Here is a 14,834-nt window from a genome sequence, read left to right as displayed (position 1 = left end):
TGTTGGGTGTCGATGCATTCTGGACCAAACCCACGGGTACGTTTTCGAGCGGTATGCTAAAAAAGTTATCGCTACTGCTGGCTTTTCTCGGCAACCCTCAACTCGTTCTGCTCGATGAACCCCTAACGACACTTGACGTAGCCACAGCCGCCCGGCTTTTCGAATACATCCGGCAAATCCGCGCCGAACAGAACGTATCATTTTTGCTGACGTCGCATCAGGATATAACCCTGACCGGACTCGATCTGACTGCTACGTGGCAAGTGGGAAATGGTGAGATATTACCCGTAACCGATCCAATCTGATGCTGAGGTTTCTTTATCGTGTTCTGGTGGGGCCATTCTACGCCCGAAACGCCGGTACGTTTCTGGTGATTATTCTGCTCGCGTTTGGTTTCCTGAGCACCCGCGAACACAAAGCTTTGATCACAGCCGCTTTAGGCTCACCCTTTCTGCTGGCACTCGTTGCCGTTTTGTGGGGTTTATACGGGCTCAAAACGGTTTCGTATGTGCGGCAGGCGCTAACAGAACCCGAACATTTGTTTCTGCAAACGTTCTGGCTGATTCCTACTACGCTACGTATGGGGTTATGGATGGCAGTACAAGCCGCTTTACTTTTCCCGGTCATCGCCTATGCGTGCTGGATGGTCCAGATGGCTGCTACGTATCAAAAATGGGATTCCCTCATCGCCATTGGGGTGTACGTGAGCAGCCTGACTGTAGCAGGCGCTTTTCTGAGTGATCATCGTCTGCGGCATCCTCAACCCGATACATTCCGGTTGCCCCATCTGAACCTGACGCTCCCTTACGAATTGTTTTTTCCGACGTACTGGCTTCGATCTGAACCGCTTTCGCTGGTGCTGACAAAAGCCTTCTCGGGTTTATTGCTGGCGGGCGTTTGCCGACTCTACCCCACTGATGACTATGATGAACGATTACTGCTGATTGGCCTTATGCTGGCCATTCTGGGGCATTCGCAGGTGGGTGGCCAGGTGAGTGCTTTTGAACGAAAATATTTGCTGTTGCTCCCTAATCTACCGCTATCATGGACACAGCGTTTTGGGCGATACGCAATGACCTATGGCCTGATCTGGCTTCCCGAACTACTGATTTTACTACGTAACTGCCCCACCGCAATAGCGCTTCACTACGTTGCCTGGCTGTGGCTAACGGGTTGGGGATGGTTGCTGCTGATGCACAGTCTGGCGTATCGGTACGAGGTTATTCCTGACAATTGGCTAACAGGCATTATGGCGGCTTTTGTGATCGGATTACTAGCGATCATGTTCGGTCTACCTGTTGGCGCATGGCTGGTTATTGGCTGGCTGGGGGCTGTGTGGTTTGGCTGGTCATGGAGTCGACGGGTTGCTACGTAGCACGGTGTTTTTTCTTCCATTTTTCATTCTTACCACGCAGTAACATAACCGCATTCATTCCGCCAGTGTTTCCGTTCCGGTATACGTAGCAGGGGTAGCAAAATGATTGAGTGTAACGACAGCATACTGTTGCTGTTCGGGATCAAAGCTCGCAGTTCTTAGCGCTTGTATTATCGCTTCGGGCGAGTGACCTGACCGTATATCTCGACACCTTTTCGCTGGGCTTCGGCATTACTCATTGCCTGAACGATGATCGCTCCTTTGCCGGGAACAATCGTGCCAATACTACTGCAATTGTGGGTGCAGGAAGCTCAGGCAATCCCCAGTCGATAGCCTCCGTTTTCGGTACGTTGCTGGCGATGCATACCAAAGGGATTGCGGTTGTTGCCAAACTCATCGGGCAGATCGACGCGTGTTTGCATATCCTTCACACTGGTGGTGATGGGTTCGTTTCGCAACCAGTCAGCGAGTTTATTGCTGCCTCCACTTAAGCCCTTCAGTGCATTGAACGGATTAATGTTGCCCTGTGCAAAACTATCAGAGGCCAATACACTGAAGGTCAGTATGAAAAACGTAGCAAAACCAAGAACGTAGCAGTATAGTCATGGTCGGAACGTGGATAAGTCAACCAAAACTAATGATTCTTAAAGAGAATCCAGGCACGAGGAATAAACTGAACGCTCTGCCATTTGCTACTCGCTTTTCAATACGTTCGCTGGGTTCTTTCGGGCAGCTTTGAGGGTTTGCGAGCCAATCAGCACAAAGGCTAGTAGCATTATGATCAGAACGCTGGCGAACAATTCACCTGCTCCAATCGGTTGGTGGTAGGCAAAATTGGTCAATACTACACTATCGAAGAAGAAATACGTAGCAGGTAGCGCCACCAACGTAGCAACAACGAGCAGGGCCAGAAATCCTTTGCTTAACAGATAAACTAAACCGCTTTCGCTGGCACCCAGCACTTTCCGGATGCTGATTTCCTTTAATCGGGTTTCGGTCGTAAAGACCACCATGCCAAACAAACCCAGCGAGGCAATGCAGATGGCCAGGAACGTAATGAAGCCGATTACCTTGATCATCACCGAGAACTGTCGATACGCCTGCTCAATCTGATCGTTGTAAAACTTCGCATCCAGGGAATGTATTTTGTCGATCTTTCGCCAGGCATTTTCGATACTGGCCATCGTGGCGGGTAAATCGGTCGAGGTTAGTTTAACGTTCAGGTACCCACCGGGCTCATCAGCCGAGTAACGAAACATGACGGGCTCAATCTTTTTCTCCACTGTTCCGTAGTGGAAATCTCTGAGTACTCCTACAATGGTCAGTTTCTTTCCGTCGACCGTTATCACTTCACCAATTGCTTTTTGGGGATTTCTCCTGGCAATGTTGAATCGTTTCAGCACCTGTTCATTCACAATGGCTTCGCTTTCTTCTCCCCTCTTTGGATGTGCAGTAAAATTCGTTCCAGCCAAGAGTTTGTGTTTATGGACAGGCAGATAGTGCTCATCCACCCTGTTCAGCCAAACCATGGCCGAGTCCTGCGGATTCGTGTATTTCATAGACGACCCATGGATGCTCCCCAGGCTGGTGATCATCATCGATTTGGATATCTCACCCACCGCCGGAATCTGGGCCAATTCTGCTTTCAATACGTCTCCTTTGTTGCCTCGCAACTGAATATTCAGGATATTTTCGGTAGTGTAGCCCAGATCAAAATTCAGAAATCCGCGATACTGGTTATACCCAATCAACGTAGTGGTTATGAAGATCAGCGAGAACGTATATTGAATAACAATCAGTGCTTTACGCATTGTAATGCGCCGAAACACTTTCAGCGCCGATGCATCTTTTAAAACCTGAACCGGATTAATGCGCGCGAAAAATAACGCAGGCAAAAAACCCGCAGCCAGCCCAACCAACGTAGCGAGCCCAATAAAATAGAGAATAACCGGAACCGATAGCTCAAGCGAAACCAGTCGTTCGATAAACGGATCGAGCGCCATAAATTCTGTCCGTAAAAACAGAAACAGGGCAAACGAAAATACAAGCGCCAGCAAGGCAATGATCACCGATTCTGCCATAAATTGACCTAATACGTGACTTTTCAACGCGCCGATAATTTTACGAACGCCCACTTCACGCGAACGACGGAGCGAACGGGCAATGGACAGGTTGGTATAGTTGAAACAGGCCGAGAGAATAATCACAAAGGCTAAACCGACCAGCACCCACACGACTATAGGCACCATGTTCGGACCAATCTGATTCTGAAGTCTGGGTCCCAGAGCAATCTCTGTGAAGGGTTGAAGCGATACCGAAATGGAAACTTTTCGACTCGCTAATCGTGCGTTTTCCTGCTTGTTCAGTTTATCCAACGTACCCTGCACTGTTTCAGGACCGCTGTTTTCGGGAAGCACAACATAGACGTAATTCTGCCAGATGTTTTCCAAACTATAAAAATTGGGGTCTTTTCGGGCATAAAGCGCATCCGTGGTCGAAAACGAAGCCAGTGCCTCAAACTGAAGATGTGACAGTTTAGGTACGTCTTTCAGCAAGCCCGTCACTTTATACGTCAGCGTATCGAATTTGACAGACTTACCCAACGGATCGGCTTCGCCAAACAGCTTCTTCGCCGTTTTCTCGGTCAGCACCAGGGAGTACGGGTCTTTCAGTGCCGTGGCCGGATCGCCTTCCAGCAAGGGGAATGTAAAGACGTTGAAAAACGAGTTGTCCGCCCACAAACCATCCAGTGGTAAGGTGGTTTCACCCACCGTTGCGTCGCCACCAAATCCATTCCGTAGAATCGCTACGTCCTCTACCCCCGTAACGGCTTCCCGAACTTTTTTACCCACTTTCACGGACGTAGACGCCAGTTCAATGCTGGGCTGCTCGGGTGTTTGGTACGTACTGACGATGCGATGAATGCGGTCTTTTTTCTGGTGGAAATCATCGTAGGAACGCAGATCGGAAACAAAGGCGATGACCAGTAAGCCAACCGACATACTGACGGCCAGCCCAAAAATATTGATGAACGAAAACAGTTTGTTACGTACCAGACTGCGCCGGGAGGTTTTGAGATAGCTGCCAATCATAATCCAGTGAATGAGAAGGTTTATAAAATCGGGTTTGCGAATCGTGTACAGTCGAAAAAATTTCAATACGTCCAGCCAGTACACAAACCGGGCGTACCGGGCGCCTTTGGCCTTGACATTGCGCTCAAAATATTCATTCAGATCGCCCTGCAAATCTTCGAGCAGGGCGGGGCGACAGTACCACGCCAGCAGGCGCTGCGCCCTGCGGGGTGGCTTGAGTGGCTTGTTGCTACGCACCTCTGCCCTATCATTTTGGCTGGCAAACGGTTTCATATAGACCCCAGATTAAAGCCAGGAATAATCCGCCAGAGCGATTCGCGTACTTCTTTCGCTTTCATCAGCGCCACTTTTCCAGCCTGTGTTACTTCGTAGTAGCGCTTTCGTTTTCCTCCCCGTGTGCTGGTTGCTTCGCCGAGCTGACTTTTTACCAACCCTTTCTCTTCCAGCCGATTCAATACCGCATGAACAACACCTAATTTTGCAGCTCGCCCGGTGTGCTTCTCCAGTTCGTCGCAGATTGCCACGCTATAGGCATCATTCACCAGTGCAGCAATGGTCAGCAGCACAATTTCTTCAAACTCACCCAGGTTCGTTCCTTTCATGAATCCACTCAGCAGGTATTAACTCATCAAATGTATGTAAAATAAAATTATTAATTCATAATTTGTATGTAAAACATTTTCAAGCACGTATTTCAGGTTATGGAATACAATCGGCATACTTGAACAGACAAAAACCAGTCTGGCATTACCAAACTGGTCTGATTCACTGACAATCTTTGACCGAAGGCGGCAACAGCAACGTATCTAGGTCAACACTGCACGTAACGACAGGAAAGGCTCCTGACTTGCCCAGGAACAACGTATCGCTTAAAATTCGATCTGTCCTCTGATCTCTCCACCTGGATTCATGGCCGTGTGCACGTTGAAATAATACTGCCCATTCAATAGATTAGTTTCGGTAAGCGACGTACCATCCACAACCGTCGAATTAGCGAAAGTGCCCGAGGGCGTTTTTGTTATCAAACTAAAAAAATCGTGTTTAATAGGCGCATTGACGCCCCTGGGCGCTGGACCATGAATGTGAGCGCCCGTAGCGTTGCCCGTCAGATTGGCCCAGGTGAGTGTATAACTCAGCACATGCGTGGTCTTGTCATACGATACATCGGCGGTACCACTACCCTGAACGTTTTTGGCGGGTACCTCCTGATCGCCACTTAGCGGTATTCCTCTTTTGGAAATGATTGTCGGTACTGAGTGGTCCTGGCAGGAAGCAAGAAATAAGGGAACAACAAGCGCCGTCAGCAACTGTCTAGCGATTTTCATGGCTGTAAAGGTTTGTAGGTCTATAGTGAATGCAAAGCCAAACTAATCTATCTAAGCTACAGATTTTCAACCATTAACAGAAATAGCTAACCATACGCACAAGCCGTTTTTTATTAAACGGCATTCCATACATCAACGTAAAGATTTCTGAAGAATCGACAGATACCAATCCGATCTGATCGCCCCCAGGAACATTGCCACAGCACAGATCTTCCCAGAGTTGCCGTCGTACCAGTCAAATCATCCTCCATGAATCATTAGCGTGCCGTAATCCAGTCGATAATCTGATTCGATCGCGCGCCGGTTTCGCCCGTACTCGGACTTTTCCCCTCGCCCCGTAAGTCGTTTACAATCTGCTCAATCAGAGGTTGCTGGACGTGCTCCGGAAACGGCACCGTAATGTTTTCAATGCCTGTTTCGGTTTCTACTCGAATGAAGAATTTTTCAAAAAATGAAAACGAAAGTTTGCCCTGGGCGCCGATAAACTCGGTTTGTTCGATACGTTGTTCCTTGTTGATGGTCCAGCACCAGTTTCCGGTTCCTACTACGCCGGATTCAAATTCGAACGTAGCAACCACGATGTCGTCGGCCTGGTATAAACCGGCCTGATTACGTGCCATACCGCTGGCCGTTTTGATGGGACCGAATACATATTCCAGAAAATCGAACTGGTGCGACGCAAGATCGTGAAAATGCCCACCGCCAGAAATCTCAGGAAATACGCGCCAGCGGGGTTGAGGGTTCTCCCCTACTTCTTCGGTGTAAGGCGGCCAGTTCAGCTGAATGCGAACGTAGCGGATGTCGCCAATGGCTTTCTGCTCAACTAACTCTTTTATTTTCAGGAAGTACGGCAGTGCCCGGCGATAAAACGCTACGAACAGCGGCATACCTGTTTCCCGACTCACCTGATTCATGGCTTCGCATTCGGCAGCGTTACGTGCCATTGGCTTTTCCACGTAGACCGGCTTACCCGCGCGCATGGCCCGGATGGCGTAGTCGGCATGCGTATCGGGCGGTGTTGCTACGTAGATCGCGTTGACGTCCGGGTCATTGATCAGAGCATCGGCATCGGTGTACCATTTTGGTACGTTATGACGTTTGGCATAATCAGCGGCTTTTTCGGCATCCCGACGCATCACGGCCACCAGGTGCGAATGCGGCACTTTATTAAATGCCGGGCCACTTTTAACTTCCGTTACGTCTCCGCAACCAATAATTCCCCAGTTGATCTGGTCCATAAGGCGAATAGAAACTTTAAGAATAGAATCTGTTTATCAACACAGCAAACTACCTGCTCCTGGTCGAAAAAATATTCCGCATCACTTCCTAAATTTACTACGACACGGTTTGATCAGTAGTCAGCGACTTGTTTTTTGCTTTTCTAAATCTGAAAATGGCAAAAAAGCGGGATTGAATAGGTAGCTTCCTGCTAACAGTTCTTTTATTACCAGATCTACTCATTATTGATTCATCACAGAAAGCCGATTTTATTCTATGGCCAGGAACGCTTTTGCTTTCTATCCTTTCTCATCCTTTGCTTTTACTTCCCCCCTTTCCTACCGAATGACTAAGCTGGTTAGCCTGGTTATTCTGGTTTGCTTAGTTCAGGAAAATGCGCTCGCCCAGTCGCCCGACAAACCGTCTCAAACGGGATATGCGACCAATAGCCAGACGATTGCCGCCGGAAAGCAACTGTTTCAGCAAAACTGCCAGGTTTGTCACAACTTCTACCAAAAAGGCATGGGACCCAATCTGGGGAACGTAACAGCTGACGCATCAATCACCTGGATTAAATCGTTTATTCATAATGCTCCGGGCGTTATCGCTCAGGGCGACGCGCGTGCCAAACGGCTCCTGGCCGAATTCAAGCAGCCCATGCCCTCCTTTGAGCATCTAAAAAATACGGATCTGGACGCACTAGTGGCCTATATCCATTCGCAGCGCCGTAAGCCTGCCAACGACACCGATCCACGAATGGGCCCTGCTAAGCTGAACCCGATTGCCGCCGGGGTTACGTCGGCAGGGTTACGAATCGACCTCACAGAAGTGATGACCGCTCCCGCCACTTCTCAGAAAATCCCACTGGCACGTATCAATAAAATGGACGTGATGCCCGGCCCCGACAAGCGACTGTTCTTACAGGATATGCGCGGTACGCTCTACGAGATGGTTGGCAATTCACTACGTAGTTATATGTCGCTACCCAAAGAACGGCCCAACTTCATCGACGGACCGGGGCTTGCTTCGGGCCTGGGCAGTTACGCCTTTCACCCTGATTTTCAGAAGAACGGATTATTCTATACAACGCATACCGAAAAAGCGAAGACAGCCCCCGCTAATTTTGCCTACGCCGATTCGATTCGAGTATCGCTTCAGTGGGTGCTGACCGAGTGGAAGCAAACCGATCCGGCGGCACAAACCTTTTCGGGAAGTGGGCGCGAATTGCTACGTGTCGATATGGTTTCACAGATTCACGGCGTTCAGGAGATTACGTTCAACCCGCACGCCAAGCCCGGCAGCCCCGACTATGGCCTGCTTTACGTTGGTGTTGGCGACGGCGGATCGACCGAAAATAAAGCTTACTTTCTTTGTAAAGATCCAAATCGGATTTGGGGCAAAGTGCTACGTATCGATCCGAAAGGAACGAATAGCAAAAACGGTCGATATGGAATTCCAGCCGATAATCCCTATGCCAACGCAACCGATCCGGCCACGCTTCGGGAGGTTTTTTGCCGGGGTTTTCGCAATCCGAACCGTATCACCTGGACACCCGACGGCACAATGCTGATATCCGACATCGGGCAGGCTCAGCTGGAAGAACTGAATGTTGGCCTGGCTGGAACCGACTATGGCTGGCCTGAGCGCGAAGGAACGTTTATGATCAACCATGAAGGGCAAATGGATCGGGTGTACGGGTTACCAGCAATTGATTCAGGTTATACGTATCCGGCTATTCAATACGATCACGATGAAGGCAATGCTATCTCGGCGGGATTTGTGTATACGGGCTCGGCAGCTTCGGCTTTACGGGGGAAATACATTTTCGGCGACATCGTAAACGGGCGAATTTACTGCGCTGACGCCAGTACGTTACGTGCTGGTCAACAGACAACCATGCAGGAATTAAGCTTGCGTGTTAATGGTAAACCAACCACTTTTCAGGCGCTGACAAACCACCCGAAAACAGACCTGCGCTTCGGCGTTGGCAACAACGGAGATTTTTATCTCTACACCAAAACCGACGGTAAAATCTATAAAATAACAGGTTGCTCGGCGGAATAGTCAAGCCCTCCATCCTTACGTTTTTTTTAACATGAGCTGCGTAATACCTTCGTAGCAAGACTGCCAGGCTTGTCGAACTTCGTCGTTCCACTCTTTACCCAAGCCCTGCTCAAGCGTCCAGATCAATGCCTCGCCAACGGGTGCATAATGAGCGGCTTTAACGCCATAGCTTTCATGCCGCTTTGCCATACCAGCGATTTCGCTCAGAACATCTGCCTGATCGATACGCAACACGATGAAGCTTAGCATGGAAACAAATTTCTCATGCTGAACGTCCATTGGCCCTTTGAACAACGACCGTAGCGACGGGTATTTCAGAAACAAGCGCTTGTAAAATACTTCGCCCAGCAGATGGGGATCAACCTCCCGTAGTAGCCGCCAGGTTTTTTTTACCGTGTGTATATCCTGATCCGTCATAGTTGTACAGCTGGCTAGGTTATTAATTGATACAAAGCACCTACTCTTAACCGTCGATTCCTAAAATTTAAGCATGAATCGCTTTTTTTGGAGCTTCAATCGTTAGCCTGCTCCATCAATTCGAAGTACGATGATCATACATAAAACGATTCAGCCGTATTTCTGCGTCATTCATGGTATGGGCAAACGGTTCAGCGCTTTTTTTTTGCAAATCAGAGCGGAAAACAAAAATTTGCCAATAGTTTTATTTACCTCTTTTCATGAACGCGCTCATTATTGAAGACGAAAAACTGGTTGCGCTGGAACTGGCTTCGAGTATTGCCGAAGTAGCTCCGGACTTACAGATTATTGGTACGGTTGGTAGTGTAAAAACGGCTTTACGCTGGTTTTCTGAAAATGCTGAACCAGATCTGATCTTTGCCGATGTGCAATTATCCGATGGCGTCAGCTTTCGTATCTTCGAGCAGTTTCAGTTGTCGGGGCCGATCATTTTCACGACGGCATATAACGAGTACGCCATTCAGGCGTTCAAGGTCAATGGAATTGATTACCTGCTCAAGCCGGTTGATCGCGATGAGCTTAAACGGGCTATTTCTAAAGCGCAGTCGCTGATAAAAGCCAAATCCAACGTAGCGTTCGATGTGCACAAACTGCTGGAGGCCATGAATACACCTGTCATCGCCCGGTCGACATACAAAGAACATTTCCTGGGTAATGCCCGGAATAGTTGGGTACCCGTCAAGGTGACCGATATTGCGTACTTCACCCGCGACCAGTTGAATTTCATGGTCACCAACACCAGCGAGCGATATATTCTTGACTACGACACCCTCGATCAAATTGAGATGTTGCTTAACCCCGACCAGTTTTACCGGGCCAATCGCCATTGCATCGTTAACATCGACGCTGTGCATCAGGTCAAAGCCATGGCCAATCTCAAACTCAACTTAAAGCTCAAAGTTCCCAATCACCAGTTCAATATTGAAATCAGCCGGGATAAGGCCCCCTCGTTCAAAAAATGGCTGGAAAAGTGAGAATCGGTTTCTGGATACGTATCGGGCTGCTGGTTTGGCTTATTGGCTGGACTAATTGGCTGTCTGCTGAAGACCGCCCGGCACAGTTTGAGTTTCGCCACATCCAGGAAAAAGATGGACTTGGTTTTAACTTTATCAACTGTTTATTACAGGACCGGGACGGCTTTCTATGGATCGGTACGTTCAACGGCCTGAATCGGTATGATGGCAACCAGTTTGCCCAATTCAAGAATAAACGTAACGATAGCCATTCCCTCCTAAATAATACCGTACACGATTTGTGCGAGGATCGAAAGGGTAACATCTGGATGGCTCTTGATAAAGGCATCAGCCGCTACAACAAGAAGACCGGTACGTTTGCCAATATCACCGCCGTTGGCAAACGTACCTTGGGCTTTTGCACGAACGTACTCTGCGATCGCCGGGGGAATATCTGGTTCACGAGTCACCTCGTCGGGCTGTTCCGGTATACTCCCCAAACCGGCCGGATTGATTACTTCCCGTACCAGGTCGATAAGCTGTCGTATATTTCCAAAAACGGCTTGCTGGAAGATCCAATACGTAACGGCCTGTGGGTGGGGGACGGGTTGGGTATGCGCTATTTTGATATCGATGAGCAACGATTCGAAGATCACCGTCATAATCCACGCAGGCTACCCATCCTGACTAATCATTACGTTTCTGCCCTGGCACTCGATGGCGATCGGCTGATTTTTGCCGACAACCGGAATCAGGAAATTATCATTTACAGCCTCACCAGTCATCAGATTCTAAAAACAATAACCCCCGTTAGCCGACAGCCTAACCGCAACGTGTTTGAAATGGCCACCATTTTTGTGGACCGGCATCATAACCTCTGGACCAGTTCGTGGAACTACCTGATGTTTCATATTGCGGCTGATACATACCAAATCACCGAGTTGCAGCACGACGAAGCCCGACCCACATCGGTTGCTTCCAATTTTTTCTGGGGCGGCTGGCAGCACCCCGACGGTTCTGTCTGGCTTGGTACCGTCAACGGCATCTCCTACACCAATCCCGAGCGGGCCTTTTATACCACCTACAACCTTGGAGAGCTGTTTCCGGCTCTAAACGACGAACGGGGCATTCACACGTTCGCCGAGGACAGTGATGGGTCATGGTGGCTGGGTACATCCATTCGAGGCCTGTTGCATTACTTTCCTCAAACGAACCGGCTCGAGGTATACAAACTGCCAAACGCCACCCCCGAGCGGCCATACGGAATGGTGCTTTCCTCGCTTTGCCTGGACGGTGATACGTTATACTTAGGGGCTGAAACCGATCTGTTTATTTTTAATAAAGTCAGCAAGAATTTTTCTCGTATACCGTTTCCGGCCGCCGTTAAGCAACACAACGCCCGGCTATGGAATCTGCTAAAAGATGGTCAGTACCTGTGGGCGTCGGGCGAATCCAAGAAAGCTTTCCGGTACCATTTACCCACCAGGCAGTGGGAAGGCTTTCCCATGAGGCCATCCAATGACACCGGTTCCTTTATGCTCAGTACGTTCGTGATGGATCAACAGAAGCAGATCTGGGTGGATTTATATCCGGGTGGACTCGCCCGATTCTCACCCCAGAAAAAGTGCTTTCTGGTTGATGTGCCATCGAGTCGAGGCCCGTTCGAGAGCAATACTACTTCGTTCAACAAAGACGCACAAGGAAACTTCTGGATCAGCACCAACGGCAATGGCTTGTTGCGCTATAGTACGTACAATCATCGATTTACACGTTGGACTGAGAATGAAGGTCTGGCATACGACCACTGTTTAGACGCTCTCCCTGATCGTCTGGGTAATATCTGGGTGGGCGCTTATAATAAGTTTTCCGTCTTCTCGCCCCGCACCAACCGGTTTGTAAACTTCACCTTACCCTATAATCAGGCTAATCTGGAGTACGTAAATCGGTTGTTTCTGCTTCAGAACGGTCATATTCTGGCCGCTATGAAAGGATATTTAGTAGAGTTTATTCCTGAAAAAGCGGTCAAACAGTCGGCCTGGCTGCCCGATCGGGTGCTGATTAGCCAGATCGGCGTTGGAGATTCTGCATTATTAAATCACAGTGGCCTGGAAATGATAAAACTTAAAGCTGGTGAAAACGCTTTTGCTGTACATTTCAATACCCTCACATCGACATCAGAAACAACGTTCGATTATTTTTATCAACTTGAAGGATACGAAGACTGGCAGGCCGCCACTGGTGCTCGTTACGCTGTTTATACGCGGCTTCCCGGTGGCGCCTATACGTTTAAGGTGAAAGCCGTTACTTCCGACGGGCGACAAACCCCCGTTAACACGTTGACCATTCATATTGATACGTATATGTATCAGAAAACGTGGTTTCAGGTGCTGCTTGCGTTTGTCGGATTAGGATTAGTGGCTGGCTTTTTGCGGTATCGCGCTAATCAGCGGGAGCAACTACACGACTTACAGGTACAGGCAAGCCGGCTTGAACGGGATAAGACCGAGATTCAGTATCAAAACCTGATTAACCATCTGAATCCACACTTTTTATTCAACAGCCTGACCTCGCTGAACAGTCTGATCAACATCAATCCTCCACAGGCCTCCGTTTTCCTGCGTAAGCTATCAATTATTTATCGGTACATTCTGCAAAATAAAGACAATGAACTCGTCACGTTGGAAAGCGAACTGAATTTCGTTCAAAACTATATCGATCTGCAAACGTCTCGTTTCGACGATGCCCTTCAAGTGGATATTAACGTACCAGAAAGCTACCGCTCCCAACGTATCGTTCCGGTAACTATTCAGAATTTGCTGGAGAATGCCATCAAGCACAACGCAATCGAAGAAGAAAACCCATTGAGGATACGCATTTACGCCGAAGGAGGTTTTCTGTACGTAGTGAATAGCCTGCAGAAGAAAAGCTTCGTGGAAACGTCCAACAAGCAGGGGCTGGCCAGCCTGAAATCGCTCTATCATTATCTGAGCCGACGGGAAATTGTCGTGCAGGAAACGCAAATCGAATTTATTGTACAAGTGCCGCTGCTATAAACAAATCTTCACGCTACGTCTTGAGAAACGACTCATTACCAATACACTACGTTTCGTTTCCATTTTTGCGTTCGCGGGCGTATTTCTTTTTGTAAGGCGTTTGGGTTGCCCCAACTTAGTGAGCATAACGCAAATAAGACCATGATCGGCTTTATCGCTTTTATATTCACTACGTTATTTCTTCTTGGCTTAGCGCTCCTCACCGGCACCAGACCTAATTTGAGTGGGGACAATGCTATGGGTTACGGCCTTGGCTTGTTTTTTCTGGGGATCGGCTTTGCCCTCAGTAGCCTGGCCCTGACGCTTACGATTCTGGCTAAAAATGGATTTCAGTGGGTTGCCAGCGATGCCTCGCTACGTACGGCAATGGTTTTGTTAACCTGGCTGTGCATTGCCGCCACTACGTTCTTTTGCGCGATATTCAAGTGGGAATGGTCTAGTAACGATGATAATACCTATCCCCAGTTTTTGCATTGGCTGGCCTTGTGGAATGGACAGCTTTGGATTCCACTACTCTGGTTGTTAGCATGTTTCCTGTCGCTCAGCGCTAACTTACAGACTCATCTTTCACCGGTTACGCTGAAGTCATCCTTCTTTACAGCGATGGCTATCGGTATTGTATATTGTGGCGGGCTGGTTGTCGGATTCCTGCGCGATTCAGCTCGGCAGGCTGACATGAAGATGGCTAGTGAACGGGAGCAGGCCGACCGATGGCATCAGCAAACACTCAATTATATTGCTTCTCAAAAACCCGGCGATCCAATCGTTCATTTGCTGGTTCACACCAATCAGTCACAGAAAAACGATGTCCGTCAGGCAGCTCTGGCTAAAGTACGGGAGCACGCTGATGCCGAATCTGAGCTGCTGGAGCTACTGAACCTCCCAACTACGTATTATTACCGAGAAGTATATTATTATCTGGATGGCAATACGGTAACCCGTTCGGAGGAATTTGCCCAGGCTTTAAACGAAAGCATTGTCAGGCTGGCAGCCTCGATAAGTGCCGACATCACGGATAGCAACAACCTTCAGCACTGGAGTTTTAACTCATCAGGCATCAGTCAGTTACTGCGAGCCATCGACGAACAATTTCTGAACACAGGTGTCGATTTTCGTCCCAATATTTTGACGCTCAGAAAAGCTTTTAATACGCCACCGCCCGACCGGTTCAAAGATGTCCAGTACGACATAGTCTATGATATAAATACATGGTTGAATCAGCATAAGTAGACGACCTGTAATTTTAATCCAGAAGCGGAAGCCGTGCTAACTGTCAA

Annotated in this window: 12 protein-coding genes; 6 read left to right on the top strand and 6 right to left on the bottom strand. The window is 48.7% G+C overall.

Annotation, left to right across the window (positions count from 1 at the left end):
* The coding region (locus ACOJS8_RS13580) for an ABC transporter ATP-binding protein (protein WP_420149084.1) at positions 1-305 on the top strand (305 nt) is incomplete at its 5' end.
* Positions 305-1,375, top strand: a complete 1,071-nt coding sequence (locus ACOJS8_RS13575) for a hypothetical protein (RefSeq protein WP_420149083.1) — start codon at positions 305-307, stop codon at positions 1,373-1,375. The genes ACOJS8_RS13580 and ACOJS8_RS13575, both read left to right, overlap by 1 nt.
* Positions 1,376-1,686: 311 nt before the next feature.
* Here ACOJS8_RS13575 and ACOJS8_RS13570 read toward each other — a convergent pair whose 3' ends face one another.
* From ACOJS8_RS13570 to ACOJS8_RS13550, 5 genes are all read right to left on the bottom strand, one after another.
* The gene (locus ACOJS8_RS13570; RefSeq protein WP_420149082.1) at positions 1,687-1,923 is read right to left on the bottom strand and encodes a hypothetical protein; all 237 of its coding nucleotides are present in this window, start codon (positions 1,921-1,923) and stop codon (positions 1,687-1,689) included.
* A gap of 144 nt (positions 1,924-2,067) precedes the next feature.
* Positions 2,068-4,740, bottom strand: coding sequence for an ABC transporter permease (locus tag ACOJS8_RS13565; RefSeq protein WP_420149081.1), 2,673 nt, complete (start codon positions 4,738-4,740; stop codon positions 2,068-2,070).
* Positions 4,737-5,069, bottom strand: coding sequence for a PadR family transcriptional regulator (locus ACOJS8_RS13560; RefSeq protein ID WP_420149080.1), 333 nt, complete (start codon positions 5,067-5,069; stop codon positions 4,737-4,739). The genes ACOJS8_RS13565 and ACOJS8_RS13560 overlap by 4 nt, the downstream gene beginning before the upstream one ends.
* 267 nt (positions 5,070-5,336) lie before the next feature.
* Positions 5,337-5,792, bottom strand: coding sequence for a CHRD domain-containing protein (locus ACOJS8_RS13555; RefSeq protein WP_420149079.1), 456 nt, complete (start codon positions 5,790-5,792; stop codon positions 5,337-5,339).
* Between the two features lie 257 nt (positions 5,793-6,049).
* A complete protein-coding gene (locus ACOJS8_RS13550; protein ID WP_420149078.1) occupies positions 6,050-7,030 on the bottom strand; it encodes a Gfo/Idh/MocA family protein in 981 nt (326 codons plus the stop codon).
* Positions 7,031-7,355: 325 nt separating this feature from the next.
* Here ACOJS8_RS13550 and ACOJS8_RS13545 point away from each other — a divergent pair, with 325 nt between their 5' ends.
* A complete protein-coding gene (locus ACOJS8_RS13545) occupies positions 7,356-9,074 on the top strand; it encodes a PQQ-dependent sugar dehydrogenase (protein ID WP_420149077.1) in 1,719 nt (572 codons plus the stop codon).
* Positions 9,075-9,089: 15 nt separating this feature from the next.
* Here the strand turns inward: ACOJS8_RS13545 and ACOJS8_RS13540 are convergent, their stop codons facing one another.
* The gene (locus ACOJS8_RS13540) at positions 9,090-9,491 is read right to left on the bottom strand and encodes a globin domain-containing protein (protein ID WP_420149076.1); all 402 of its coding nucleotides are present in this window, start codon (positions 9,489-9,491) and stop codon (positions 9,090-9,092) included.
* Positions 9,492-9,751: 260 nt separating this feature from the next.
* Between ACOJS8_RS13540 and ACOJS8_RS13535 the strand changes: the two genes are divergently transcribed.
* The 3 genes from ACOJS8_RS13535 to ACOJS8_RS13525 all read left to right on the top strand — a co-directional run bounded on the left by ACOJS8_RS13535 (position 9,752) and on the right by ACOJS8_RS13525 (position 14,787).
* The gene (locus tag ACOJS8_RS13535; protein ID WP_420149075.1) at positions 9,752-10,525 is read left to right on the top strand and encodes a LytR/AlgR family response regulator transcription factor; all 774 of its coding nucleotides are present in this window, start codon (positions 9,752-9,754) and stop codon (positions 10,523-10,525) included.
* Positions 10,510-13,557, top strand: a complete 3,048-nt coding sequence (locus tag ACOJS8_RS13530; protein WP_420149074.1) for a ligand-binding sensor domain-containing protein — start codon at positions 10,510-10,512, stop codon at positions 13,555-13,557. Before ACOJS8_RS13535 ends, ACOJS8_RS13530 begins: the two co-directional genes overlap by 16 nt.
* Before the next feature lie 141 nt (positions 13,558-13,698).
* Positions 13,699-14,787, top strand: coding sequence for a hypothetical protein (locus tag ACOJS8_RS13525; RefSeq protein ID WP_420149073.1), 1,089 nt, complete (start codon positions 13,699-13,701; stop codon positions 14,785-14,787).
* The last annotated feature ends 47 nt before the right edge of the window (positions 14,788-14,834 follow it).

The organism is Spirosoma sp. (assembly GCF_048594605.1).
Classification (GTDB): Bacteria; Bacteroidota; Bacteroidia; order Cytophagales; family Spirosomataceae; genus Spirosoma.
This window is presented reverse-complemented; position numbering and strand designations above follow the sequence as displayed.

Excerpts from the sequence above, each read along its gene's own strand:
- ACOJS8_RS13575 (WP_420149083.1), top strand. The coding sequence starts at position 305 with ATGCTGAGGTTTCTTTATCGTGTTCTGGTGGGGCCATTCTACGCCCGA.
- ACOJS8_RS13535 (WP_420149075.1), top strand. The coding sequence starts at position 9,752 with ATGAACGCGCTCATTATTGAAGACGAAAAACTGGTTGCGCTGGAACTG.
- ACOJS8_RS13525 (WP_420149073.1), top strand. The coding sequence starts at position 13,699 with ATGATCGGCTTTATCGCTTTTATATTCACTACGTTATTTCTTCTTGGC.
- ACOJS8_RS13550 (WP_420149078.1), bottom strand. The coding sequence starts at position 7,030 with ATGGACCAGATCAACTGGGGAATTATTGGTTGCGGAGACGTAACGGAA.
- ACOJS8_RS13530 (WP_420149074.1), top strand. The coding sequence starts at position 10,510 with ATGGCTGGAAAAGTGAGAATCGGTTTCTGGATACGTATCGGGCTGCTG.
- ACOJS8_RS13540 (WP_420149076.1), bottom strand. The coding sequence starts at position 9,491 with ATGACGGATCAGGATATACACACGGTAAAAAAAACCTGGCGGCTACTA.
- ACOJS8_RS13560 (WP_420149080.1), bottom strand. The coding sequence starts at position 5,069 with ATGAAAGGAACGAACCTGGGTGAGTTTGAAGAAATTGTGCTGCTGACC.
- ACOJS8_RS13545 (WP_420149077.1), top strand. The coding sequence starts at position 7,356 with ATGACTAAGCTGGTTAGCCTGGTTATTCTGGTTTGCTTAGTTCAGGAA.
- ACOJS8_RS13555 (WP_420149079.1), bottom strand. The coding sequence starts at position 5,792 with ATGAAAATCGCTAGACAGTTGCTGACGGCGCTTGTTGTTCCCTTATTT.
- ACOJS8_RS13565 (WP_420149081.1), bottom strand. The coding sequence starts at position 4,740 with ATGAAACCGTTTGCCAGCCAAAATGATAGGGCAGAGGTGCGTAGCAAC.